17 protein-coding genes and 1 other RNA gene are annotated in these 25015 nt (G+C 73.0%); 10 read left to right on the plus strand and 8 right to left on the minus strand.

Going from position 1 to position 25015, the window contains the following annotated elements; translation table 11 throughout:
- The 6 genes from ACGFZN_RS37030 to ACGFZN_RS37055 form a co-directional block, all read right to left on the minus strand.
- Complete coding sequence (locus ACGFZN_RS37030) at positions 1-2202, minus strand: CDP-glycerol glycerophosphotransferase family protein (RefSeq protein WP_393862869.1); 2202 nt, start codon at positions 2200-2202, stop codon at positions 1-3.
- Between the two features lie 152 nt (positions 2203-2354).
- Positions 2355-4583: a CDP-glycerol glycerophosphotransferase family protein gene (locus ACGFZN_RS37035; protein ID WP_393862870.1), complete on the minus strand. Its 2229-nt coding sequence runs from the start codon at positions 4581-4583 to the stop codon at positions 2355-2357.
- 163 nt (positions 4584-4746) lie between these two features.
- Entirely contained in the window at positions 4747-5655 is a 909-nt protein-coding gene (locus tag ACGFZN_RS37040; protein WP_393862871.1) for a carbohydrate ABC transporter permease, read from the minus strand.
- Positions 5652-6932 carry a carbohydrate ABC transporter permease gene (locus ACGFZN_RS37045; RefSeq protein ID WP_393862872.1) on the minus strand — a complete coding sequence of 427 codons (1281 nt, stop codon included), beginning with the start codon at positions 6930-6932 and terminating at the stop codon, positions 5652-5654. The genes ACGFZN_RS37040 and ACGFZN_RS37045 overlap by 4 nt, the downstream gene beginning before the upstream one ends.
- A gap of 73 nt (positions 6933-7005) precedes the next feature.
- A complete protein-coding gene (locus ACGFZN_RS37050) occupies positions 7006-8388 on the minus strand; it encodes an ABC transporter substrate-binding protein (RefSeq protein ID WP_393862873.1) in 1383 nt (460 codons plus the stop codon).
- Positions 8389-8554: 166 nt separating this feature from the next.
- On the minus strand, positions 8555-12286 hold the full coding sequence (locus ACGFZN_RS37055) for an FHA domain-containing protein (RefSeq protein ID WP_393862921.1): 3732 nt from the start codon (positions 12284-12286) through the stop codon (positions 8555-8557).
- 334 nt (positions 12287-12620) lie between these two features.
- Here ACGFZN_RS37055 and ACGFZN_RS37060 point away from each other — a divergent pair, with 334 nt between their 5' ends.
- The 4 genes from ACGFZN_RS37060 (at position 12621) to ACGFZN_RS37075 (ending at position 18077) form a co-directional block, all read left to right on the plus strand.
- Entirely contained in the window at positions 12621-14294 is a 1674-nt protein-coding gene (locus ACGFZN_RS37060) for a serine/threonine-protein kinase (RefSeq protein WP_393862874.1), read from the plus strand.
- A gap of 144 nt (positions 14295-14438) precedes the next feature.
- Positions 14439-15662 (plus strand): serine/threonine-protein kinase, encoded by a 1224-nt coding sequence (locus ACGFZN_RS37065; protein ID WP_393862875.1) that lies wholly within the window; start codon positions 14439-14441, stop codon positions 15660-15662.
- Positions 15663-15768: 106 nt separating this feature from the next.
- Positions 15769-16875, plus strand: a complete 1107-nt coding sequence (gene prfB, locus ACGFZN_RS37070) for a peptide chain release factor 2 (RefSeq protein WP_393862876.1) — start codon at positions 15769-15771, stop codon at positions 16873-16875.
- Between the two features lie 308 nt (positions 16876-17183).
- A complete protein-coding gene (locus ACGFZN_RS37075) occupies positions 17184-18077 on the plus strand; it encodes a hypothetical protein (protein ID WP_393862877.1) in 894 nt (297 codons plus the stop codon).
- 93 nt (positions 18078-18170) lie between these two features.
- Here the strand turns inward: ACGFZN_RS37075 and ACGFZN_RS37080 are convergent, their stop codons facing one another.
- On the minus strand, positions 18171-18362 hold the full coding sequence (locus ACGFZN_RS37080; RefSeq protein ID WP_023550109.1) for a hypothetical protein: 192 nt from the start codon (positions 18360-18362) through the stop codon (positions 18171-18173).
- Positions 18363-18599: 237 nt separating this feature from the next.
- On the opposite strand from ACGFZN_RS37080, the gene ftsE reads away from it, so the two are divergent.
- The 5 genes from ftsE (at position 18600) to ssrA (ending at position 22593) form a co-directional block, all read left to right on the plus strand.
- A complete protein-coding gene (gene ftsE, locus ACGFZN_RS37085; protein ID WP_330339656.1) occupies positions 18600-19289 on the plus strand; it encodes a cell division ATP-binding protein FtsE in 690 nt (229 codons plus the stop codon).
- Positions 19290-19323: 34 nt separating this feature from the next.
- Positions 19324-20241, plus strand: a complete 918-nt coding sequence (gene ftsX, locus ACGFZN_RS37090; RefSeq protein ID WP_393862878.1) for a permease-like cell division protein FtsX — start codon at positions 19324-19326, stop codon at positions 20239-20241.
- A gap of 68 nt (positions 20242-20309) precedes the next feature.
- Positions 20310-21497, plus strand: a complete 1188-nt coding sequence (locus ACGFZN_RS37095) for a S41 family peptidase (RefSeq protein ID WP_393862879.1) — start codon at positions 20310-20312, stop codon at positions 21495-21497.
- Between the two features lie 56 nt (positions 21498-21553).
- Entirely contained in the window at positions 21554-22033 is a 480-nt protein-coding gene (gene smpB / locus ACGFZN_RS37100) for an SsrA-binding protein SmpB (RefSeq protein WP_393862880.1), read from the plus strand.
- Between the two features lie 191 nt (positions 22034-22224).
- Positions 22225-22593, plus strand: a transfer-messenger RNA (tmRNA) gene (gene ssrA / locus ACGFZN_RS37105).
- A 64-nt stretch (positions 22594-22657) separates the two neighbouring features.
- On the opposite strand, the gene ACGFZN_RS37110 is transcribed toward ssrA, so the two are convergent.
- Entirely contained in the window at positions 22658-23887 is a 1230-nt protein-coding gene (locus ACGFZN_RS37110; protein ID WP_393862881.1) for an MFS transporter, read from the minus strand.
- A gap of 84 nt (positions 23888-23971) precedes the next feature.
- On the opposite strand from ACGFZN_RS37110, the gene ACGFZN_RS37115 reads away from it, so the two are divergent.
- Positions 23972-24943, plus strand: coding sequence for a LysR family transcriptional regulator (locus tag ACGFZN_RS37115; RefSeq protein WP_393862882.1), 972 nt, complete (start codon positions 23972-23974; stop codon positions 24941-24943).
- The last annotated feature ends 72 nt before the right edge of the window (positions 24944-25015 follow it).

The following is a 25015-nucleotide window of genomic DNA, read 5'->3' on the forward strand; positions in this document are numbered from 1 at the left end:
TCAGCTCCTCACGAGGGTCGCGGCGGCGGGGGCGGGGACGCGCTGCGCGAGCGGCACCACCGGTGCGATGGCCTCGGGCGGCTCCCCGAGCAGCACCCGCCGTACCACCCGCTCGGCGGCCAGGCCGTCGTCGAACTCGCAGAACCGCTCCCGGAACGCGGCCCGCAGCGCCGCCGCGTCCGCGCCCGCGTACGAGCCGTCGCGGAAGACGGCGGCCAGCTCCTGAGGTGTGCGCGCGACCGGTCCGGGCGGCTCGGCCGTCAGGTCGAAGTAGACGCCCCGGGTCTCCCGGTAGACGTCCCAGTCGTCGGCGTACACGACGATCGGCCGGTCCAGGTTGGCGTAGTCGAACATGATCGAGGAGTAGTCGGTGACCAGCGCGTCCGCCGCCAGGCACACGTCCTCCGAGGAGCGGTGCGCGGTGACGTCGATGATCCGGCCGGAACTCGCCGCGGACCCCCGGTCGTAGAAGTAGTGCGCGCGCAGCAGCACGACGACGTCCTCACCGGCCGCCGCGCAGAAGGCCTCCAGGTCGAGGCCGGGCTCGAAGCCGGTGTGGTGGTCGCGGTGGGTCGGCGCGTACAGCACGGCCGTCGCGCCCTCGGGCACCCCCAGCTCCCGCCGGATCCGGGCCACGTCCTCGGCGCCCGCCGAGTAGTAGACGTCGTTGCGCGGATAGCCGTACTCCAGCGCCTCCCAGGAACCGGGGAAGGCGCGCTCCCACATCTGCGTGGAGTGCCGGTTGGCGGAGAGGTTGAAGTCCCAGCGGTCGACGCGGCCGAGCAGCCGGGTGTAGCTGCCCGACTGCGCCGCCACCACCGGGTACGGCGACTGGTCCACGCCCATGGTCTTCAGCGGGGTGCCGTGCTGGGTCTGCAGGTGCACACTGCCGGGGCGCTTGACGATCCCCTCGGCGAAGTTGGCGTTGTTGATCAGGTACTTGGCGCGGGCCAGCACCTCCCAGTAGCGGCGCGAGCCGATCACCGCGTACTCCACGTCCTTCGGCATCGCGTGCTCCTGGCCGGCCTCCACCAGGAACACCGAGCGGATGTGCGGGGCGAGTTCCCGGGCCTTGGCGTGGATCGCGGCCGGGTTGCAGGCGTAGCCGCGGCCCCAGTAGGCGCAGTACACGGCCAGGTTCTCGTCGAGGGGGCGGCGCAGGTCGCGGGCGTAGCGCAGCCGGGTGCGCACCGCGCGCGGGCGGGGCAGCCCCTCGGCGGCGTTCACGGCCACCCGGTTGGCGCCGCGCAGCGCCCGGAACGCGCTGTACGCGCCGGTCGCCAGCAGCCGGTGCTGCACGCCCAGGCTGCCGCCCGGCGCCCGGTAACCGGCCGGCCGGTGGCGCCGGTAGAGCCGGGCGGCGCGGCGGAAGAACGCCCGGTGCCCGGACGGGAGCCGCTCCGGCCGGGACGCCGTCTTCAGCACCTGGCCGAAGAGCTGCTCGAACAGCGCGCGCGTCCGCTCGGCGGGCAGCTTCCGCTCGGCGGCCCGCGTCAGCACCAGGTCCACCTGGTCGAGCAGCTGGTGCTGGTGCGGCCCCGGCAGATTGAGCCGGCTGCCCTGCCGCCGCAGCCGGTGCCGTACGACGACCCGGCGCAGCACCGCGATGCGCCCGGCCGCGAGCGTGGTCAGCCCGCCCCAGCCCAGGTCGGTGAAGTGGCTGTCAGGGAAGGCGAGTTCGTGCTCGGTGAGGAAGGCGCGGCGGTACACCGCGCTCCACGCCGGGAACTGCACGCCGGTCAGCTCCGGCAGGTCGGCGGGGGTGAAGGCGCCCTTGGGGGCGCGGGCCAACAGCGGCGCCGCCGGGTTCGTCGGCTCGCCCTCCCACCAGGGGGCGCGCTCATGCTCGACGTAGAGCACGTCCACGCCGGCGGTCTCGGCCAGCCGGGCGTCCAGCGCCGCGAGCGCGCCCGGCAGCAGCAGGTCGTCACCGTCGAGGAACAGCACGTACGCGCCGGTCGCCGCCCGGATCCCCGCGTTGCGCGCCCCGCCCAGACCGGCGGACGGCGGCGAGTCGACCGGGGTCACCCGGCAGTCCCGCGCCGCGAAGCCGGCGGCCACCTCGGCGGCCGGGGCGCCGGGGCCGTCGCAGACCGGGATCAGCTGCAGATCGGCGAAGGACTGGCCGAGTACCGAGTCCAGCGCCTGGGACAGCCGTCCGGCGACCCCGTGGGACGGGACGATGATGCTGAAGCGGGGCATGCTGTCCTTTCTGTCGTCTTGCGGACGCGCGTCCTGCGGACGGGACCTGTCGTCCGCCCGGGCCGCCCCGCCGGGCGGCGTACGGGCGGCCGGCTCGGGGCGGGCCGGGTCGAGCCGAGGAGCGCGGGAACTCCCGGAAGGGCCAACGCGGTTCAGCACCTCTCGGTGACGGCCGCGGCCCCCGAAGGCTGCGACACGGTGGCCGGCAGGGACCCGGCGCAGGCCGACGGCACCGGCTTGCGCTGGGCGGGCGGGATCACCGGCAGCGGCTCCGTCTCGCCCAGCACCACATGCCGTACGACCCGCTCGGCGGCGCGTCCGTCGTCGTGGGGGCAGAACCGCTCCCGGAACACCGCGCGCAGCTGGGCCGAGCGCGAGCCGCGCCAGTGGCCGGTCGCGAAGATGTCGATCAGCTCGTCCTCGCTGCGCCCGACCGCGCCCGGCGGGCAGGCGGGCAGGTCGACGTAGGCGCCGCTGGCCGCCCGGTACACCTCCCAGTCGCCGGTGTGCACCACGATCGGCCGGTCCAGGCCCGCATAGTCGAACATGACCGGGTGGTAGTCGGTGAGCAGGGCGTCCGAGGCCAGGCACAGGGCGTGCAGGCTCGGGTGGCTGCGGACGTCGATGATCCGGGGGCCCTCGGGACACCGCTCGCCGTGGGTGCGGGCCAGGATCACGAAGCGGGGGCCGAGCCTGCGCGCGAGCCGCTCCAGGTCCAGCGGCGGGCGCTGGGTGCGCACATGGTCCCGGTGGGCCGGCGCGTACAGGACCGCGACCGCGCCCTGCGGGACCCCGAGCGACTCGCGCAGCCGGGTCACGTCCGCCGACGTGGCCCGCTGGAAGACGTCGTTGCGCGGCGCTCCGCACTCCAGCGTGCGGTACCGGCCGGGGAAGGCCCGCTCCCAGACGAGCGTCGCGTGCCGGTTGCCGGACAGCACGACGTCCCACTGGTCGACGCCGCGCAGCAGCCCGGCGAAGTCGGTGCCGCGGGCCGCCGCCGGGCGCTCCTGGAGGTCCAGGCCGATGTGCGCCAGCGGCGTGGCCTGCTGGGCCCGGATCAGGATCTGCCCGCGCCGCTTGCGCAGGCCCGGCTCCAGGTCGCCGTCGGTGACGAGGTACCTGGCGCGGGCCAGCGCCGTGAAGCAGGCGGCCGTGCCGGGGCGCAGCAGGCGCGGGCCGGGCGGCACCGCGTGCTCGTGCTCCGGACGGACGATCCAGGCGGTGCGGATGTGCGGGGCGTGGGTGCGCAGCGCCTCCTCCAGGGCGCCGGGGTCACCGCCGTGACCCCGGCCCGCGCCCGGGGCGAACACCGCCCGGTCGGCGCGGACGGGCAGCCGCAGCTGGATCCGGTAGTGCAGCCGCAGCACACCGGTGCGCAGGGCGCGGGCCAGTCGCACCGCCGCCTTCAGCGTGCGCCGGCGCACGGCCGAGGCCAGCCGGAGGGCGCGGAACGTGCGGTGCAGACCGAAGCGGACCAGGATGTTCCGGCGCCGCATCCGGGCGCCGGGGGCGTGGTGGCGGCGGTAGTGGCCGCGTGCGCGGCGCAGGAACTCGCCGTGGCTCCCGCGCGGCAGCCGGCCCCTCCTGGTGAACACCGTCGCGTAGTGGTCGATCATGCGGCGGAACAACTCGGGGCGCCAGCGGGCCAGTTCGGGGTGTGCGTCGACGTAGGCGAACACCCGGTCGTACTGCTCGAAGAGGTCGAAGTGCCTGCGGCTGGTGGTGCCGAGGATGCTGCCCTGCCGGCGCTGCCGGTAGTGCACGCACACCCGGTCCAGGGTGGCGATCGACTCCGCCGCCATCAGCACCGGGAACGTCCACGGGGTGTCCTCGTAGTAGCCCGGCGGGAAGGTGAAGCCGTGGCGTTCGACGAACTCCCGGCGGCAGGCCTTGTTCCAGGCCACCATCAGCAGCCGCAGCAGCTCCGGGCGGTCCTCGAGGCGGAAGGGCGCCGGGCCGTGCTCGGTGAGCGGGCCGGTGAGCTGGTTGCGCACCGACCGGCCGTCCCAGTACGTGCGCGTGTAGTCGTACACCAGCACGTCCGGCTCGCCGGACTCCTTGATCCGGTCGGCGATGGCGCGCAGCGCGTCCGGGGCGAGTGTGTCGTCGCTGTCCAGGAAGACCAGGTAGTCACCGGTCGCCTGGGCCATCCCCGCGTTCCTGGCCCGTCCGAGCCCCTGGTTCTCGGCCAGGTGCACGGGCCGCACGCGCGCGTCGCGGGCCGCGTACTCGTCGATGATCTCTCCGCAGGCGTCCGGCGAGCAGTCGTCCACGGCGATCAGTTCGAGATCGGGGTACGACTGCGTCAGCACCGAGTCCAGGCACTCGGAGAGATACGCCTGGACCTTGTACGCGGGGACAATGACACTGAACCTGGGCAAGGCGGGCATCCATGGGTCGTCGGCGGCGCGGGGTTTCTGACCGGAAACGGCCGATGGAGTGAATTGGTTACGGTTCGTACGGCATATGGGGGACGCCGGGAGGACGGCCGGTGAACGGCGAGGGGCGGACCCGCCCGCGGGCCCGCCCCCTGTGCGAGAGCGGCTACTTGACCGCGCCCGCCATCACCCCGGACACGAACTGCCGCTGGAACGCGAAGAACACGGCCAGCGGGATCACCATGGAGATGAACGCGCCGGGCGCCAGCACGTCGATGTTGTTGCCGAACTGCCGGACCTGGGTCTGCAGCGCGACCGTGATCGGCTGGGTGCCCGACTTGGTGAACACCAGCGCGACCAGCATGTCGTTCCACACCCACAGGAACTGGAAGATGCCGAGGCTCGCGATCGCCGGGCCGCCGAGCGGCATCACCACCCGGGCGAACAGCCGCAGTTCACCGGCGCCGTCGAGACGGGCCGCCTCCAGCAGCTCGCGCGGGATCTCCGCGAAGAAGTTCCGCAGCAGGAACACCGCGAACGGCAGACCGAAACCGGTGTGGAACAGGATCACCCCGAGGATCGTCCCGAACAGGCCGATCTTGCCGAACAGTTCGGCGATCGGGATCAGCGCCACCTGCACCGGCACCACCAGCAGGCTCACCACGCCCAGGAACCACCAGTCCCGGCCCGGGAACTCCATCCACGCGAACGCGTAGCCCGCGAGGGAGCCGACCACGACGACCAGGATCGTCGCCGGGACCGTGATCAGCACGGTGTTCCACAGGGAGTGGGTGATGTCGCCGTTCTCCAGCAGCTTGCGGTAACTCTCGAACGTCAGCTGGGACGGCTTGGAGAACACCTTCCACCAGCCGCTCGCGCTCATGTCCTCGGGCGCCCGCAGCGAGGAGACGAGCAGACCGATCGTCGGCACCAGCCAGAACAGGCCGACCACGATCAGGAAGACGCGGACCAGCCCGCCGCTCAGCCTCTCGGCGATCCTCGCCCCGACCGACTGCCGCGCCTTCACCGTCTGCACCGGCCCCACCTTCGTGACACCCCCGGCGGCCACCGTCATCGCCTGACCTCCCGCCTCAGCCGACGGATGTTGAACAGCATCACCGGGATCACCAGGACCAGCAGCAGGACCGCGATGGCGCTGGCGACGCCCGGCTGGTTCTCGGCGAAGCCCTTGCGGTACAGCTCCAGCGCCAGCACGTTCGCGTCGTCCTGGGAGGAGCCCGGGGCGATGATGTAGACGAGGTCGAACACCTTCAGCACGTTGATCATCAGCGTGACGATGACGACCGCCAGGACCGGGGCCAGCAGCGGCACGGTGACCTTGCGGAACACCTGCCACTCGTTGGCGCCGTCCACCCGCGCCGCCTCCAGCAGCTCCCGGGGCACGCCCGCGAGCCCGGCCGCGATCAGCACCATCGCGAAGCCCGCCCACATCCACACGTACGCCCCGATGACCGCCGGTGTGACCAGCGACGGACCGAGCCACTCGACGCCGTTGTACGGCTCCCGGAAGTTGCTCGCCGGAAGCCGCAGCCGGGCCCCGTCGGCGGACGCGGGCAGGGTGAACGTGCCGTCCCCGGACGCCTTGGTGGAGGCGACCACCTTGCCGTCCTTCACCGCCTCGATCCGCATTCCGGCGTACCCCAGCTCGGACGGGTCGGGCGCGCCGAGCCGCCCCACGCCCTTGCCGCGCGTGAAGTCCTGCCAGGTGGTGCCGGTGATCCTCCCCGGCTCCGGCCTGGCCGCCGCGGCCTTCTTCGCGCCGTCCGGCATCTGGTCCGGGGCGACGCCGACGAGGGGCAGCGTGACCGGCTGCCCCGCGTGCACGGGTGCCTTGGTGATGAAGCCGCCGCCCTGCGGGACGAGCGGCGACTCGCGGCCCGGGTGGGCCTTCGGGAACGCCGACGACTGCGCGAAGGTGTCGTGCACGCCCACCCACACCGCGTTCGCCACGCCCTTGGCCGGGTCCTGGTCGTACACCAGCCGGAAGATGATCCCGGCCGCCAGCATCGAGATCGCCATCGGCATGAAGACGACCAGCTTGAACGCCGTGCCCCAGCGGACCCGTTCGGTCAGCACCGCGAAGATCAGACCGAGCGCGGTGGAGACCGCGGGCGCGAACACCACCCAGATGACGTTGTTCTTGAAGGCGGTGCGGATGCCGTCGTCCGTGAAGAGCGTCCTGTAGTTGTCGACTCCGGAGAAAGCGTCGCCGTTCGCGTCGTAGAAGCTGCGGACGACGGAGTACCCGATCGGGTAGACCACGAGTGCGCCGAGCAGCACCAGGGCGGGCAGCAGGAACAGCGCTGCCACCGCCTTGCGGGTGCCGGTCACGCTCTTGCGAGTGCGGGGCGCGGCGGGGCCCGGTGGGGCCCCGGCCGCCGTTGCCGCCGACGCCATCGCCGGCTCAGCTCCCGCTTCCGTACGCGGCCGCCGCGTCCTTCTCCAGCTTCGCCTGGGCGCCCGCGACGTCCTTGGGGTTCTTCAGGAAGTCCTGCAGGTCCTTCCACTCGCCCTTGCCCGGGGTGCCGCCGAAGGCCTGCGGCGCCTGGTCGGACATGTCGAAGCGGAAGTCGTCGCCGGACGCGATCAGCGCCTTGGCGATCTTCTGCTGCACCGCGTTCGGATACGCCGAGACCGGCACGTTCTTGTTCGGCGACAGATAGCCGCCGAGCTTCGCCTGGATCGTCGCCGCGTCCGGGGAGGCGAGGAAGGTGACCAGGGCCTGGGCCGCCTTGGAATCCTTCAGGATCACCGCCGCGTCACCGCCGGAGACCACGGGCGCGGTGGAGCCGACCGCCGGGAACGGGAACACCTTCGCGTCCGTGCCGATCTTCGCCTTGGTCTCACCGATGTTGACCTGCGCGAAGTCGCCCTCGTAGACCATCGCGGACTTGGGCTGGTCCCCGCCGTTGAAGGTCTGGGTGACCGAGGCCGGGAACTCCGTCTGCAGCGCGCCGTTCTGGCCGCCCGCGAGATAGTCCTTCCTGCCCCAGATCTGCGCGAGGGTCGTCAGCGCCTGCTTGACCGACGGATCCGTCCACTTGATCTTGTGCTGGGCCAGCTCGTCGTACTTCTGCGGCCCGGCCTGGGACAGATAGACGTTCTCGAACCAGTCCGTCAGCGGCCAGCCGTCCGCGCCGGCCACCGAGAACGGCGTGACACCGGAGTCGTACACCGCCTGCGACGTGGTCAGCAGGTCCTTCCAGGTCTTCGGCTCCTTGGCGCCCGCGTTCGCGAACACCTTGGCGTTGTACCAGATCAGCGACTTGTTGGCGGCCTTGTAGTAGGCGCCGTACTGCTTGCCGTCGACCTTGCCGATGTCCTGCCAGCCCTGTGAGTAGTTCTTCTGCAACTCCTTCACGGCCTCCGGGCCGAGCGGCTTGGCCCACTTGCGCTGCACGGCCTGCTTGATGGCGCCGGGCTGCGGCAGCATGGCCACGTCCGGCGGCTGGCCGCCCGCGATCTTCGAACCGAGGAAGTTGATGATCGGGTCCTGGGCGGGCACGAAGGTGACCTTCGCGCCGGTGCGCCGGGTGAACTCGGCCAGGACCTGCTTGAAGTTCTTCTGCTCCTGACCGGTCCAGACGGCGGCGATCTCCAGGCTGGCGCCGTTCAGCTTCGGCAGGCTGAGGGTCGAACCCGTCTGGGACGGCTCGCTGTTGTCCCCGTTGCCCTTCTTGTCGTTGTTCCCGCCGGAGCACGCGGTGAGCGCGAGGGCTCCCGCGAGCAGCGCGGCGAGTGTCGTGACGGCCCTGCTCGTCCGGATGGTGCTGCTCTTTCTGTGCATCACTTCCCCGTTCTTCGTTCTTCGTTGAACGTCAGAACTCTGTCCCGTGCGCTCCGGTCTACGCCGGGCCGTTCACGGTGGGCAAGAGCGCCTGCGGTGTCCAGCGGCGCATCGTGACCCGCTCGTGACCGGGAACGTATGCGGCTGGTCCCCCGCCGGGACCCGGCTAGAGAAGCGACGGAACCCGGGCCGCGGACACCTCGCGCGCCGCCCGCTCCACCGCGCTCGCCAGCAGGGCCAGGTCGGTGGGGCCGTTGCCCAGCTCCCGCACGGGCCGGCGGGCCGGCGGATCGCCCATCCGCTGCCACTCCAGCGGCACCACCGTGGGCCGCTGGGTCGCGGTCCGCGGGATGCGGCCCGTCACCCGGCCACCCTGGAAACCGACGGCCCGGCCGTCCGCGTACACCAGCCGGCCGCGCCCCGCCGCCGGCTCGTCCGGCCCCTGCTGGACAGCGGCCAGCTCGACGCGCAGGGCCGCCCGCCGCGCCGGCTCCGTCTCCGCCGTACGGCCCCCGGTCCCGGCGGCCGCCACCATGTGCACCCCGAGCCGCTCGCCCTCCCGGGCCACCGCCTCCAGCGCGCGCATCACCGATCCCGCGGCCGGCCGGCCGGGCGAGCCCAGCGGGGGCGACACCAGCGCGTCCAGGTCGTCGACGACGACCACCAGCCGCGGCAACGGCGGCGCCGCCTCGGCCTGCTGCCGCGCGGCCGCGCCCGGCCGCAGCCGCAGGGTGGAGCTGGGCGGCGCCTCCAGGTCGCCGTTCGCGGGCGTGCGCTGCGCCACGATCCGCCCCGCCACCGCACGCCCCGCGTGCCACTGCGCGAAGTCCGTCCGGCCCAGCAGCTCCGCCCGCCGCTTCAGCTCGGCGGTCAGCGACTGGGCGAACTCCCGCATCCGCACCGGGTCGTTGGCGATGAGGTGCGTGGTGACGTGCGGTATGTCGGTGCACACGTGCAGGCCCTCGCCGCGCCCGGCGCCCGCGCCGATGCCGTCCCGTCCGTCGATCAGCACCACGCCCAGCCGGTCCGGCCGCTCGGCGGCGGCCAGCGAGGCCACCACGGCCCGCAGCAACTCCGTACGACCGCTGCCGGCCGGGCCCTCGATCAGCAGATGCGGACCGTCGGCGACGAGGTCGGCGGTGACCGGCCCGCGCGGCCCGGCGCCGAGCACGGCACGCGCCCGCCCGCCCAGGGACCGGGTGTCGTCGGCCGCGTCGGCCCAGCGCGCCATCAGCGACGCCGGGGTGGCCCGGGCCAGCCCCAGCTCGTCCAGCAGCCGCGCCGACTGCGGCAGCGGCGCCGCCACGCGGGGCTCCCGCGCACCGGCCGGGGCGTCCGGGCGCAGCGGCGCCAGCGCCCGCGCGAACCGCTCCGCCCAGGCGCCGGACACGGCGTCCACGGCGGCGAGCGTCCCCGGCCCGACGGGCCCGCCCGGCGCCACCCGCATCAGCCGCAGCGCCGTCGCGACATCGCCGCTGAGCAGCGCGACGGCACCGCAGTGCCGGAACGTCGGCGCCGCCGCGCACGCGGCCTCGTACGTCAGCGACACCGGGGAGGCGGGAGAGGCGGGCTCGGTCTCGGCGAGACACATCACATGGATCCCGGCCCGCGGCCCGGCCACGGCCAGCCGCGCCACCGCGTCCCGCAACGCGGCGCCCCCGGGATCACCGTCCACGACGACAACGGTGTACGGCCCCGGAAACCCGCCGGCCTCCCCGATCCCGGCGTCCTCCCTGGCCCAGGAGGGACGACGAGCCGGGGAGGGGCGGGACGCCGGGGGGCGGGTGCCGCTCGTGTCAGGGGTGGTGTGGGCAGTGGGGGTGTGGGTGGTGGCGGGGATTCCGGGGGTGGGATGGCCCAGGAGCGTGGTGGAGGCCGTGCGCTCCGGACCGGTGTCCTGGCTGGGCGCGCCCATGGTGGAGCCGGGCGTGGTGGGGCCGGGTGCGGGCGTGCCGTTCACGGGGTCGGCCTGGGCTGCGGTGGCCGGCGGGATGCGGACGGAGCCGGGGCGGGCCGTGCCGGCGCCGGTCGCCGCGTGGTCGTCGACCCGGCGCAGCAGCTCCTCCGTGCGGGCCGCCGCCTGCTCGCGGTCGTAGGCCAGCAGCAGCCTGCAGTCCTGGCCATGACCCGGCCGGACGTGCGGGAGCCAGCCCAGCCAGGCCCACTCGGCCGTGCGCTCCTCCACGGGACGGGAGCGGTCGGCGCTGATCAGCACGATCTCCAGCAGGTCGGGGGAGTGCAGCGCGGCCAGCTGGGCCAGCACCGCGCGGGCCAGCCCGGACAGCCGGGGGCGCGGACCGGCCAGGCCCAGCGCGCCGGCCTCGCGCAGCGCCGTCGTCACGGGCACCGCGGGCAGCAGGCCGGAGCCGTCCGGTGCGCTGCGGTCGGCGGTGCCGAGCCGCACGGCCAGCGCCTCCGGGTGACCGGGCCCGCGCTCCCACAGCCGGGGTCCGGGGCCGAGCGCCGTCAGCAGCAGCGAGGCGGGATCCGGCCAGGTGTCGGGCTGCTGCGGCGCGGTGCGGGCGGCCGGGGCGACGCCGGGAGGGGCCGCGGGGCCGTCGTACGTCTCGGATGCGGCGGACTGCTCCCCGCGTCCGCCGGTCAGCCGGCGCGCCCACGCGCCGAGGCCGCGGCGCCGGGTCCCCTGGGGGGCGTCGACGCCTCGGACGGGACTGCCCTGACGGCCGTCGCCCAGCGGCTGTCCGCCGGTCCCGCCGACACCGAGCCGCCCCGCGTGCGTGTCTTTGCCGGAGGAGCCGCCGGGCGCGCTCTCGATCCGCGGCGCCCCGGCCTGCTCCGGCACCACGGCCGCGTCCTGCCGCCGATGCTCCTGCCCCCCGCTGCCGAAGGCCCCCCACCCATCGGCCCCATAACCGTGCTGCCCCACCCCGGAGACCCCCCCGGCCTCCGCCCCACCAACACCCCTCACACCGGCCGATGGCGCTCCGACCCCGCCCAGGCCTCCTGCACCGGGCGACTCCGCTCCCGCCCCGCCCGCGGCACCCGCAGCCGCCGACGGCGCGTCCGCCCCACCGGGGCCGCCCGCACCCGACGACGATGCCCGCACGGGTGGTGCGGCTGGGAACCCTGACCCGGCCGAAGGCCGGATGCCCCCCGACGCACCCGCACCCGACGACGCACCGGCACCCGAGAACGCACCCGCACCCGACGACGAACCGGCACCCGACGACGAACCGGCACCCGCACCCGCGAACGCACCGGCACCGGAAGACGCACCGGCACCGGCAACCCGCACGCACCCCTCCCCGTCGGCGACGGTCCGCACCCGCGCCCCCGGCCCCCCGGACGGAGCAACCCGCAGCGCCGACTCGCCGATCCGCAGCAGCCCCCCGGCAGGGACCCGCACCGGACGCTCGCCGACCCGCGTCCCGTCCAGCGCCGTACCGTTCGTGGAGCCGAGGTCGGCGACCGAGACGCGGCCGTCCGCGTCGACGGTGACCGCGCAGTGCAGCCGGGAGACGTCGGGGTCGTCCAGCGGCACGTCCGCGTCGGCCGAGCGGCCCACGGTGATCCGGCCGCCGTGCAGCAGATGGACCCCGCCCGCGTCCGGGCCCGCGACGACGTGCAGCTGGGTCGGCGCCTCGTCCAGCTCGGGGTGCGGCTCGGGAGCCGCCGGGGCGCCCAGGGACAGCACGGCGCCGTCGATCAGCGGGGGCTCGCCGAGGGTGCTGCGGCGCGGGTCCAGCCGCTCCGCGCCGGCGTACAGCACGGGGGAGCCGGAGTCGCGGCCCTCCCCGGCGACCGCCTGGACCAGCGCCGACGCGACCGCGGCCAGGTCGGTGCCCGCGGGCGCCGTGACCAGCACGTCGCGGCTCGCGGCGCGGCCCCGCTGCGGAGCCGGGCCCAGCGGGTCTACGACGGTCAGCCGGATCTGCATCCCCACCCCAACACGAGCACGTCGGTCAGTACTGCAAGGCATCCTCGCACCTGCCACTGACAACACGCCCGCCACCCGGCGTCAAGTGATCTTGATTGGTCGGCTCTGCCCGCAAAAGTGCCTGACCAGTGCCGTACGAACGATCAGTTGAGATCGGTCACGTGCGCTCCCCGGCAACCGGCGGACCGGCCCGCGCGTCTTTCCGTCGAACACGTCGAACAGGGTCGGGAACGCTTACGTAGTGCCCTCGGGAGCGGCACTACAGTGGACCGGACCGGAACGACAACCGGAACGCAGGCAAGCAAGCATCAGCAAGCAGCAGGGAGCGCGTGACGTGCGGCCAGTCGGCAGCAAGTACCTGCTTGAGGAGCCGCTGGGACGCGGCGCCACAGGCACCGTCTGGCGTGCCCGCCAGCGCGAGACCGCGGGCGCCGAGGCGGCCGTGCCCGGACAGCCCGGCGAGACGGTCGCCATCAAGGTCCTCAAGGAGGAGCTGGCGAGCGACCCGGACATCGTGATGCGCTTCCTGCGCGAGCGCTCGGTCCTGCTCCGCCTCACCCACCCGAACATCGTCCGGGTGCGCGACCTGGTCGTCGAGGGCGATCTGCTGGCCCTGGTCATGGACCTCGTCGACGGCCCCGACCTGCACCGCTACCTGCGCGAGAACGGCCCGCTGTCGCCGGTCGCCGCCGCGCTGATGACCGCCCAGATCGCCGACGCGCTCGCCGCGAGCCACGCCGACGGCGTGGTCCACCGGGACCTGAAGCCCGCGAACGTGCTGCTCATGCAGCACGACGGCCGGATGCACCCGATGCTGACCGACTTCGGCATCGCCCGGCTCGCCGACTCCCCGGGCCTGACCCGCACCCAGGAGTTCGTCGGCACGCCCGCGTACGTGGCGCCGGAGTCCGCCGAGGGCCGCCCGCAGACCTCCGCCGTGGACATCTACGGCGCCGGCATCCTGCTGTATGAACTGGTCACCGGCCACCCGCCGTTCTCGGGCGGCTCGGCCCTGGAGGTCCTGCACCAGCACCTGAGCGCCGAGCCGCGCCGCCCCTCCACCGTCCCGGACCCGCTGTGGACGGTCATAGAGCGCTGCCTGCGCAAGAACCCCGACGAACGGCCGAGCGCCGAGAACCTCGCGCGCGCCCTGAGGGTCGTCGCCGAGGGCGTCGGCGTGCACGCGAACGCGGCGCAGATCGCCGCCGCCGAGGGCGTGGGCGCGCTGCTGGCCCCGGACCCGGCCCCGGCCGCCGTACCGGGCGTGCCCGGCGCCGCCGACCCCACCCAGGTGCTGCCGCATGGCTCCGCGGGGGCGTACGACCCGAACGCCGCGACCAGCGTGCTGCCGCACACCGGCGGTCCCGCGGGCGCCGCCGACCCCACCGCCGTCCTGCCGAACACGGGCGCGGCGGACCCGACGGCGGTGCTGCCGAACACCGGCCCGCAGGGGCAGCAGCCCGAACAGCCGCACCCCTGGCAGACCCAGCTGCGCGCGGCCCGCGACCGCAACGAGCAGACGCAGATCCAGTACCTCTCGCCGGAGGACGACCCGCTGCGCCACCGGCCGCAGCGGCAGGTGGCCCGGCCGCAGCAGCAGCCGCGGCAGGCCCCGCAGCCCCGCCCCCAGCAGCCGCAGCCGCGCGGCCGTCAGCAGGGCTACCAGCAGGGGTACGGCTATGCGCCCGAGCCCCAGCAGTACGCGCCGCAGCGGCGTCCGCAGCGGTACGCGCCGCCCGCGCCGGAGCCGCAGCGGCCCGCGCGCGAGCCCCGCGAGCCGCGGCGGCGCAGCGCCAACCCGATGAAAATCCCGGGTCTCGGCTGTCTGAAGGGCTGCCTGTTCACGATCGTCATCCTGGTCGTGGCGAGCTGGCTGATCTACGAGCTGACGCCGGTGCACACCTGGATCGGCCAGGGCCGCGGCTACTGGCACGAGGTGAGCCACTGGGTCGGCCAGGCAAGCAAGTGGGTCAAGGAGCTGGGCGGCTCCTCGGGCGGCGGCAACTGACTCCGGGTACTCGCGGTGACTGACCGCGAGTTTGCGGATTTGTCGACATCTGGCGGGTGATTTCCGTCTCCGCGGTGAAGGTTGGCTCGTCGGACGCGTAGTTTTAGCGACACCACGCGACAACGCGCGTCTGTAGGAGCAGTCTTGGCACGGAAGATCGGCAGCCGGTACACCGCGAACCAGATCCTTGGTCGGGGCAGCGCCGGCACGGTGTGGCTGGGCGAGGGACCGGACGGGCCCGTCGCCATCAAGATGCTGCGCGAGGACCTCGCCTCCGACCAGGAGCTCGTCGGACGCTTCGTGCAGGAGCGCACCGCGCTGCTCGGCCTGGAGCACCCGCACATCGTCACCGTGCGCGACCTGGTGGTCGACGGCAACGACCTCGCCCTCGTCATGGACCTGGTGCGGGGCACCGACCTGCGCACCCGGCTGGAGCGCGAGCGGCGGCTCGCCCCCGAGGCGGCCGTCGCGATCGTCGCGGACATCGCCGACGCGCTGGCGGCGGCCCACGCGGCCGGGGTCGTCCACCGGGACGTCAAGCCCGAGAACGTGCTCCTCGACATGCAGGGCCCGCTCGGCCCCGGCGGCTCGCACCCCGCCCTGCTCACCGACTTCGGCGTGGCCAAGCTGATCGACTCGCCGAAGCGGACCCGCGCCACGAAGATCATCGGCACGCCGGACTACCTGGCACCGGAGATCGTCGAGGGCCTGCCGCCCCGCGCGGCCGTGGACATCTACGCCCTGGCGACCGTCCTGTACGAGCTGCTGGCCGGCTTCACCCCGTTCGGCGGGGGCCACCCCGGCGCGGTGCTGCGCCGCCACGTGACCGAGACCGTCGTACCCCTGCCCGGCATCCCCGAGGAGCTGTGGCAGCTGATCGTGCAGTGCCTGGCCAAGGCGCCCGCGTCCCGGCTGCGCGCCTCGGAGCTGGCGGCGCGGCTGCGCGAGCAGCTGCCGACGCTGGCCGGGATGCCGCCGCTGGACGTCGACGAACCGGAGCCAGCCGAGGAGGCGGCACAGGAGCCGGCGCCGCCCGTCCCGGGCGGCGAGCCGGTGCGGCGGCGGGGCGCGGTCCCGCTCGTGCCCGGCGCCAAGCCGGACTCCAACCGCGACACGCACACCTCGATGCGCGTACCGGGACCGGACGAGCTGGCGGGCGGCGCCCACGGGACGGCTCGCGCCCCCCGGGCCGCCGGCGCGCCCCGGCCGGGCTCGGCGAGGCACCGGGCGGCGCTGCGGCGGCGCAGGCTGACCCTGGGCGTGGCCGGACTGGTCGTGGCGGCCGTCGTGGGCGTCGGGGCGTGGTGGGTGTCGGCGGACGACGACTCCGGGACGCCGTCCGGCACCCACAGCACGTCGGCCCCCTGACCCACCCTGACCCACCCCGGACGCCGGCCCCTGACCGACCCGGGGCCGGCGAGACGCCGGGGACGCTCGGCCGAGGTCGGTTGCCACAGCCGTTACGCTGGGAGGCGTGGCAGTCGTCGATGTATCCGAAGAGCTGAAGTCCCTCTCCTCGACCATGGAGTCGATCGAGGCCGTCCTGGACCTCGACAGGATGAGGGCAGACATCGCCGTGCTCGAGGAGCAGGCGGCCGCGCCGTCCCTGTGGGACAACCCGGACGAGGCGCAGAAGATCACCAGCAAGCTCTCCCACCTCCAGGCCGAGGTCAGGAAGGCGGAGGCGCTGCGCGGACGGATTGACGATCTCGCGGTCCTCTTCGAGATGGCCGAGGAGGAGAACGACCCGGACACCCGCGCCGAGGCCGAGTCCGAGCTGGCCGCGGTCAAGAAGGCGCTGGACGAGATGGAGGTCCGCACGCTCCTCAGCGGCGAGTACGACTCCCGTGAGGCGCTCGTCAACATCCGCGCCGAGGCCGGCGGCGTCGACGCCGCCGACTTCGCCGAGAAGCTCCAGCGCATGTACCTGCGCTGGGCCGAGCAGCGCGGCTACAAGACGGAGCTGATCGAGACGTCGTACGCGGAAGAGGCCGGCATCAAGTCGACCACCTTCGCCGTCCAGGCGCCCTACGCCTACGGCACCCTCTCCGTCGAGCAGGGCACGCACCGCCTCGTGCGCATCTCGCCCTTCGACAACCAGGGCCGCCGCCAGACCTCCTTCGCGGGTGTGGAGGTGCTGCCCGTCGTCGAGCAGTCCGACCACGTCGAGATCGACGAGTCCGACCTGCGCATCGACGTCTACCGCTCCTCCGGCCCCGGCGGCCAGGGCGTGAACACCACCGACTCCGCGGTGCGCATCACCCACCTGCCCACCGGCATCGTGGTCTCCTGCCAGAACGAGCGGTCGCAGATCCAGAACAAGGCCACCGCGATGAACGTCCTCCAGGCCAAGCTGCTGGAGCGCCGCCGGCAGGAGGAGCAGGCCAAGATGGACGCCCTCAAGGGCGACGGCGGCAACTCCTGGGGCAACCAGATGCGCTCCTACGTGCTGCACCCGTACCAGATGGTCAAGGACCTGCGCACCGAATACGAAGTGGGCAACCCGGAGGCCGTGTTCAACGGCGAGATCGACGGGTTCCTGGAGGCCGGTATTCGCTGGCGCAAGCAGCAGGAGAAGTAACCGCAGAAGTTACTTTGTCGACATGACAACTGCCGCCCGAGAGGCGGCAGTTGTCTTTTGTCTGGGTTTTACATCACACTCACACGCTTCAACTCGCCGCATACGGCCCCCGAGCGGACATAGCGCCCGCAACGGCCTTGACGTTGCTTTGAAAAATCGGAAGGGTGAAGCGCGGCATGCGTAACTTCAGGGGCGCATGTGAACCGGGGGAACGAGTTGACGCGCTTCGTCACCGGCTGCCTCCCGTCGATCACGGCACGCCCCATGCGCCGCCTCATGGACGATCAGCTACTGGGGGTAGCAACCATATGACGAAGAAGACGCGGATCCGGGTCGCGCGGATAGCCGCCGGCGCCGTGATCGCGGCCGGTGCGTCACTGACCGCAGCCGGCGCGGCCTCCGCCCTGGACCTCGATGTCAAGGCCGGACCGATCAGCCTCGGTGTCACCACGGACGGCAACGACACCGACGGGACCACCGAGGGTACGACCGACGGCACCATCCAGGGCGCCACGCTCGGCGTGACCGAGGGGACGACCCAGGGGTCCACCCAGGGCACCACGGAGGGCGACACCCAGGGCTCGACCCAGGGCGACACGCTGGGCACCACGGAGGGCGACACCCAGGGCTCGACCCAGGGCGACACCCTGGGCACCACCGAGGGCGACACCCAGGGCTCGACCCTCGGCACCACCGAGGGCGACACGCAGGGTTCCACCCAGGGATCGACCCAGGGCACCACCCAGGGTTCCACTCAGGGTTCGACCCAGGGCACCACCGAGGGCTCGACCCAGGGTTCCACCCAGGGCAGCACCGAGGGCGGTTCCGGTGACGGCGGCAACGGCGGCGGCCACGGCAACGGTGGCAACGGCAACGGCGGCAACGGCAACGGCGGTAACGGCAACGGTGGCAACACCGGCGGCTCCGGCAACGGCGGCTCCGGCACCGGCGGTTCCAGCACCGGTGGCAACCACGACAACCCGCAGGGCGGCAGCGGCACCGCGCCCCAGGAGGAGGGCTCCTCGGCCCTCACCGACACCGGGTCCGACAGCAAGGCCCAGGGCGGCGACAAGCAGCTCGCCGAGACCGGTGCCGGCCAGACCGCGTTCCTGGTCATCGGCGCCGCGACGATGATCGCGGGCGGCATCGGCTTCCGCATCCTGCCGCGCCTGGTCAACGGCCGGGGCGGCGCTGCCGCCTGAGCGTAGCCGTACGCTCACGCGGCGCGCACGGCGTGCACGCGCAAGGGCCCGGAGCCTGACGCTCCGGGCCCTGACGGGTCTGTGAGACTTCTCTTACGCGGTCTGGTGCGCCAGCAGCGCCACCGCGGCGATCAGCACCGCCAGCAGTGCGATCAGCGCCATCGGGTTCACCCCGCCGAGGAAGCCCTCCTGCTGCAGTCGCTCGCGGTTGGCACGGCACACCGGGCACCGGCCCTCGCTCACGGGCGCCGCGCAGTTCGCGCACACCAACCGGTCGTACGTCATGCGCTCGCCCTCCTTGCACCGGCCATCACACGTACAACGCTCCTGGGAACGAGAACGTTCCCCCCTCCACTGTGCCAGGTTCACGGAGTGCGTGCGCGGGCCCCCGGAGAGCCGGAGGGGAACAGCGGCCGGTACAAAAACGTACAAGCCTTACCCAACCTCGACCTGCGACTGCACTTGCACACCCGGTTCGCGTATGGTCACGCTCATCTACCCCCGGCGACCCGTGGTGCATCCGTGATCCGATTCGACAACGTCTCCAAGGTCTACCCCAAGCAGACCCGCCCCGCACTCAGGGATGTCTCCCTGGAGGTGGAGAAGGGCGAGTTCGTGTTCCTCGTGGGGTCCTCCGGCTCCGGAAAGTCCACCTTCCTGCGGCTCATCCTCCGCGAGGAGCGCTGCAGCCACGGCCAGGTGCACGTGCTGGGCAAGGACCTCGCACGCCTCTCCAACTGGAAGGTGCCGCAGATGCGCCGCCAGCTGGGGACCGTCTTCCAGGACTTCCGCCTGCTGCCGAACAAGACGGTCGCGGAGAACGTGGCCTTCGCGCAGGAGGTGATCGGCAAGTCCAAGGGCGAGATCCGCAAGTCCGTGCCGCAGGTGCTCGACCTCGTCGGCCTCGGCGGCAAGGAGGACCGCATGCCCGGCGAGCTGTCCGGTGGTGAGCAGCAGCGCGTCGCCATCGCGCGGGCCTTCGTCAACCGCCCGAAGCTGCTCATCGCCGACGAGCCCACCGGCAACCTCGACCCGCAGACCTCCGTCGGCATCATGAAGCTGCTCGACCGCATCAATCGGACGGGCACCACCGTCATCATGGCGACGCACGATCAGAACATCGTGGACCAGATGCGCAAGCGCGTCATCGAGCTGGAGAAGGGCCGCCTCGTCCGCGACCAGGCCCGCGGCGTCTACGGCTACCAGCACTAAGCAAGTTCACGACGGAAAGGCTCGACCAGACGCCATGCGCGCCCAGTTCGTCCTGTCGGAGATCGGTGTCGGTCTCCGCCGCAATCTGACGATGACCTTCGCCGTCATCGTCTCCGTCGCCCTGTCCCTGGCCCTCTTCGGCGGCTCCCTGCTGATGAGCGACCAGGTGAGCACCATGAAGGGCTACTGGTACGACAAGGTCAACGTCTCGATCTTCCTGTGCAACAAGCACGACGCCGACTCGGACGTCAACTGCGCCAAGGGCGCGGTCACCGAGGACCAGAAGAAGCAGATCCTCTCGGACCTGCACAAGATGACGGTCGTCGAGAAGGTCACCTACGAGTCGCAGGACGAGGCGTACAAGCACTACAAGGAGCAGTTCGGAAACTCCCCGCTGGCCAGCTCGCTCACCCCGGACCAGATGCAGGAGTCCTACCGGATCAAGCTCAAGGACCCGCAGAAGTACCAGGTGATCGCGTCCGCGTTCAACGGACGGCCCGGCGTGCAGTCCGTGCAGGACCAGAAGGGGATCCTGGACAACCTCTTCCAGCTGCTGAACCTGATGAACCGGGGCGCGCTCGGCGTGATGGCGATGATGCTGGTCGTCGCGCTGCTGCTGATCGTCAACACCGTGCGCGTCTCGGCGTTCAGCCGCCGGCGCGAGACCGGGATCATGCGCCTGGTCGGCGCCTCGGGCTTCTACATCCAGGCGCCGTTCATCGCCGAGGCCGCGGTCGCCGGGCTCATCGGCGGCGGACTCGCCTGCGTGGCGCTGGTGGTCGGCCGGTACCTCACCATCGACCACGGCATGGACCTGTCCCACAAGCTCACGCTCATCAACTTCGTCGGCTGGGACGCCGTGTTGACCAAGCTGCCGCTGATCCTCGCGACGAGCGTCGTGATGCCGTCCTTGGCGGCGTTCTTCGCTCTGCGCAAGTACCTGAAGGTGTGACGCACGCCAAGAAGGGCCGTGCGGTCAACCGGCCGTACGGCCCTTCGCGTTGTCCTAGACTCACCGCCATGTCAGGTCGTGACCTGTTCTGCCCGCCCCGCCGCTTCCGCCGCGGGGCCGCCCTGACATTGGTCTTCGCCGGCGTCCTGGTCACCGGCGCCGCCACCGGCTCCTTCCCGGAACCCGACCCCGCCGCACCGGTGGCGTCCGCGCGCAAGGCCGCCCCCTCCCCGAAGGGCGCGGCCACCGGGCACGAGGACGTGCAGCGGGCCGCCGCCCAGGCGCTGGCCGACGGCACGTCCCCGATGGAGGCGGCCGAGCGGGCCGTCAGCCGCAGCGGGGACCGCTGGGGCGCCGTCTACTCGGAGGGCGAGTACCAGGAGTTCCAGGAGGCACTCGACGGCCGCTACACCGGCGTCGGCCTGTGGGCGCGGCGCGAGCGGGACGGCCGGATCGAGGTGACCCGGGTGCAGCCCGGCTCGCCGGCCGCCGAGGCGGGGATCCGGTCCGGCGACCGGCTGCGCAGCATCGACGGCCGCAAGGCCGACGGCCGGCCGGTCACCGAGGTGGTCTCGCTGCTGCGCGGCGACGCCGACGACGCGGCCGCCGGCACGACGGTCACCCTCGGCCTCCAGCGCGGCACGCGCGCGTGGACCGAGACCCTGCGCCGGGCCCGGCTGTCGACCGACTCGGTGACCGTGCGCCGGCTGCCGGGCGGGGCCACCCTCATCAGGATCGCCGCGTTCACCAAGGGCTCGGGGGACGCCGTCCGCACCGCCGTACGGCACGCCCCGGCCGGCGGCGGCATCGTGCTCGACCTGCGCGGCAACTCCGGCGGGCTGGTCACCGAGGCCGTCAGGACCGCCTCCGCCTTCCTCGACGGCGGCCTGGTCGCCACCTACGACACCGACGGCGTGCAGCGCTCCCTGCACGCCGACACCGGCGGCGACACCACCCGGCCCCTGGTCACCCTGGTCGACGGCGGCACGATGAGCGCGGCCGAGATGCTCACCGGGGCCCTGCAGGACCGGGGCCGCGCGGTGGTCGTCGGCTCCCGCACCTTCGGCAAGGGCTCCATCCAGATGCCGACCGGCCTGCCCGACGGCTCGGTGGCCGAGCTGACCGTGGGCCACTACCGCACCCCGCTGGGGCACGCGGTCGACGGCCGCGGCATCACCCCCGACCTCGAGGCGGCGCCCGACGAGGCCGAGCGGCGGGCCGAGACGGTCCTCGCCGGCCTGGGCGACCCCTCCTAGCCACACGTAATCGGCTGTACGCACACCCCGGGTGTGGTGCGAAAATGGGCGGCACTATGGCTAAGGAAAAAGGGCGCAAGCTGATCGCGCAGAACAAGAAGGCGCGGCACGACTACCACATCCTCGACACCTACGAGGCCGGTCTGGTCCTCATGGGCACCGAGGTGAAGTCACTGCGCCAGGGGCGGGCCTCGCTGGTCGACGGCTTCGTGCAGCTGAGCGACCACGAAGCGTGGCTGCACAACGTGCACGTCCCCGAGTACAGCCAGGGCACCTGGACGAACCACAGCGCCCGGCGCAAGCGCAAGCTGCTGCTGCACCGCGAGGAGATCGACAAGCTGGAGTCCAAGTCCCAGGAGACGGGTCACACCATCGTGCCCCTCGCCCTGTACTTCAAGGACGGCCGGGCCAAGATCGAGATCGCGCTGGCGAAGGGCAAGAAGGAGTACGACAAGCGGCAGACCCTGCGGGAGAAGCAGGACCGGCGCGAGGCGGACCGGGCGATGTCGGCGGTCCGGCGCAGGCAGCGCGGCTGACCCCGCGCGGGGCGGCGCCGGTCCCGGGAATGTTCCGGACCCGGGCCGCGTTATCTGATGCGATCGCCGTACGACGGCCGGGTGACCGGCAGGAATACGGTGGCATCGGCGGGCGTTGTTGCTCTACGATGGCACCCGCACTCCACAGCGGGTGCGTGCGGCCCTCCTCGGAGGGTTTGAAAAATCAACATGGGGATGATCGGTTTCGACAGCGGCTGTCGAAGCAGGGGAAGCGTGTCGAGGAAGCGGCCATGATCTCGTAAACCACAGGCCGAAAAAAATAATCGCCAACACCAAGCGCGATTCCTTCGCCCTCGCTGCCTAAGTAGCGACTTGCGAAGTGTCAGCCCGGGGCTGTTCCCGACCCGGATCCTGGCATCAGCTAGGGAACTAAACCTCGATCCCGGTCACGGGGTGAAGAGGGAAATCAAACAGTGACTGAGCCCGTCGGAGACTTGTCCGCGTGATCTCCGGGGCCGAGAAAAGCGAAGCGGACTGCACACGGAGAAGCCCTGATTCCACACCGTTGGACGCGGGTTCGATTCCCGCCATCTCCACCAAGCCCCTCCGGGGGCTCGCCCCATGTTCACAACGCCCCGTCGCTTTCGAGCGGCGGGGCGTTCGTCATGGGGCGGCGCCGTCGGCCGCCCCGTCCGGCGGCACCCCGCCGACGCGGGTGAGCGCGGCCACGCCCAGGGCCAGCGCGGCGGCGCCGGCCGGGACCGCGTACGCGACCGTCGCGGACAGGTGCTCCGCCGCCCAGCCCCCCGCCGCCGAGCCGCAGGCCACCCCCGTGAGCAGTCCCGTCACCATCAGGCTCATGCCCTCGTTCAGACGGTCGGCCGGGGTGCGCCGCTGGACCAGGGTCATCGCGGTCACCATCGTCGGCGCCGTGGCCATCCCCGCCACCAGCAGCGCCCCCGCCAGCGCCCACAGCGAACCGGCGAGGCCGGCGGCGGTCCACGGCAGGGTCATCAGCGCCGCCATCCCCGCCAGGCAGTGCACCAGCCGCACCCCCGCCGGCTTCAGCGCCCCGTACCCCAGCCCCGCCGCGCACGACCCCGCCGCCTGCAACGCGAGGACCGCGCCGGCCGCCGTACGGTGACCCTGCGCGTCGGCGTAGGCGATCGTGACGACCTCCATCGAGCCGAACACCGCCCCGGTCGCGACGAAACACGCCAGCAGCGGCGGGATCCCCGGCGTGCGCAGCGGCGACCGCGCCTGTGAACGCCCCCGCGGCGGCGGCTCGGTGGCCCGCTGGGCGGTGAACAGCAGCATGCCGGTCAGCAGCAGGAACGCCCCGGTCAGCGTGCCCGCCTCCGGGAAGAACGTGCCGGTGAGGAAGGAGGCCAGCACCGGCCCGAGCATGAAGCACAGCTCGTCGGCGGCCTGTTCGAAGGAGTTCGCGGTGTGCAGCGCGCCGGGTTCGTCGCGCAGCAGATGGGCCCAGCGCGCCCGGGACAGACCGCCGATGTTCGGGGTCGCCGCGGTGCCGGTGTAGGCGGCGAACAGGGTCCAGTCGGGTGCGTCGTAGCGGACGCACAGCAGCAGCGCGAGGCTGCCGAGCACCGAGGCGAGGGTGGCCGGGACGGCGACCCGGGCCTGTCCGTGCCGGTCGACGAGCCGCGCGACCCACGGCCCGACCAGCGCGGTCGCCGCGAGTCCGGTCGCGGTGACCGCACCGGCCAGGGCGTACGAGCCCCGCGAGCCGGCGATCATCACGACCGCGCTCACGCTGAACATGCCCATGGGCAGCCGGGCGAGGAGGTTGCCCGCGGTGAAGGCACGGGCGCCGGGCAGAGCGAAGAGACGGCGGTAGCCGCCGGCGGTGGATATGACCGGGGACGTGGACATGGCCCCACCCTCGCCCGCGGCCGATCACCCGGTCCAACACCTTCCGGACGCCGATTCACGCACTCCCGTTGTAAGTTCACGGACATGCCCGCGCCCACCGACATCGATCCCCGCCTGCTCCGCGCCTTCGTGGCCGTCGCCGAGGAACTGCACTTCACCCGCGCCGCGGCCCGGCTGTACGTCGCCCAGCAGGCGCTCAGCCGCGACGTACGGCGGCTGGAGCGGGAGTTGGGGGCGGAACTGTTCGTGCGGACGACCCGGCAGGTGACGCCGACCCCCGACGCCGTACGGCTGCTCCCGCACGCCCGCCGGGTCCTGGCCGCCCAGGACGACCTGCTCGCCGCCTTCGCCCCCGGCCAGTCCCGCCCGCTGCTGGTCGACGTCAACTCGCCGGGCCTGGCCACCGGCCGCCGCGTGCTGCACCGGGCCCGTGAACTCGCCCCCGACTGCGAGCTGATGGCCCGCTACGAGAGCGGTCTGACCGGAGCCGCCGCCGAACTGCTGGCCGGCCGGCTGGACGCCTCCTTCGGCCGTTACGCCGGCCTGGACCCGGCGCTGCGGTCCGGCCTCGCGCAGCAGCCGGTGCGCTACGAGCCGATGGCCGTCGTCCTCCCGGACGACCACCCCCTGGCCGCCCTCGCCGAGGTGCCGCTCGCCGCGCTGGCCGGGGAGACGGTGTACGCCGGCGCCGGGAACCCGCGCACGCTGGAGTGGACCGACCTGGCGCGCCGGCTCTTCGAGGAGCACGGCGTCCGGCTCGCCCCGCCGCTGCCGCTGGCCGTCGGCGACGAGGAGTTCGAGCGGATCATGGCCAAGACCCGCCATCCGGTGCTGGCCGTGGTCGACTTCCCGGCCCTGCCCCGCACGGTCCGCCGCCCGCTCGTCGATCCCGTCCCGCTGTCTCCGGTCTCCCTGGTGTGGCGGAAAGGGCTGGTCCATCCCGCGCTGGACGCGCTGCGCCGTGCGGCGGCCGGGCTCGCGGCGGAGCAGGGGTGGCTGCGCCGGCCCGCCGGTGGATGGGTTCCGGCCATGGACGAGACCGTGATGGGCGGGTGACCCGCGGCCGGAAAAGACGCCCGGACATCACGGGCGCACGGCGTGCGCTACATTCATGCCGCGAGCGCAGCG

The organism is Streptomyces sp. NPDC048192 (assembly GCF_043202415.1).
Classification (GTDB): Bacteria; Actinomycetota; Actinomycetes; order Streptomycetales; family Streptomycetaceae; genus Streptomyces.

Excerpts from the sequence above, each read along its gene's own strand:
- ACGFZN_RS37095 (WP_393862879.1), top strand. The coding sequence starts at position 20,310 with ATGTCAGGTCGTGACCTGTTCTGCCCGCCCCGCCGCTTCCGCCGCGGG.
- ACGFZN_RS37075 (WP_393862877.1), top strand. The coding sequence starts at position 17,184 with ATGACGAAGAAGACGCGGATCCGGGTCGCGCGGATAGCCGCCGGCGCC.
- ACGFZN_RS37050 (WP_393862873.1), bottom strand. The coding sequence starts at position 8,388 with ATGCACAGAAAGAGCAGCACCATCCGGACGAGCAGGGCCGTCACGACA.
- ACGFZN_RS37115 (WP_393862882.1), top strand. The coding sequence starts at position 23,972 with ATGCCCGCGCCCACCGACATCGATCCCCGCCTGCTCCGCGCCTTCGTG.
- ACGFZN_RS37030 (WP_393862869.1), bottom strand. The coding sequence starts at position 2,202 with ATGCCCCGCTTCAGCATCATCGTCCCGTCCCACGGGGTCGCCGGACGG.
- ftsX (WP_393862878.1), top strand. The coding sequence starts at position 19,324 with ATGCGCGCCCAGTTCGTCCTGTCGGAGATCGGTGTCGGTCTCCGCCGC.
- ACGFZN_RS37110 (WP_393862881.1), bottom strand. The coding sequence starts at position 23,887 with ATGTCCACGTCCCCGGTCATATCCACCGCCGGCGGCTACCGCCGTCTC.
- smpB (WP_393862880.1), top strand. The coding sequence starts at position 21,554 with ATGGCTAAGGAAAAAGGGCGCAAGCTGATCGCGCAGAACAAGAAGGCG.
- ACGFZN_RS37055 (WP_393862921.1), bottom strand. The coding sequence starts at position 12,286 with ATGCAGATCCGGCTGACCGTCGTAGACCCGCTGGGCCCGGCTCCGCAG.
- ACGFZN_RS37080 (WP_023550109.1), bottom strand. The coding sequence starts at position 18,362 with ATGACGTACGACCGGTTGGTGTGCGCGAACTGCGCGGCGCCCGTGAGC.
- ACGFZN_RS37040 (WP_393862871.1), bottom strand. The coding sequence starts at position 5,655 with ATGACGGTGGCCGCCGGGGGTGTCACGAAGGTGGGGCCGGTGCAGACG.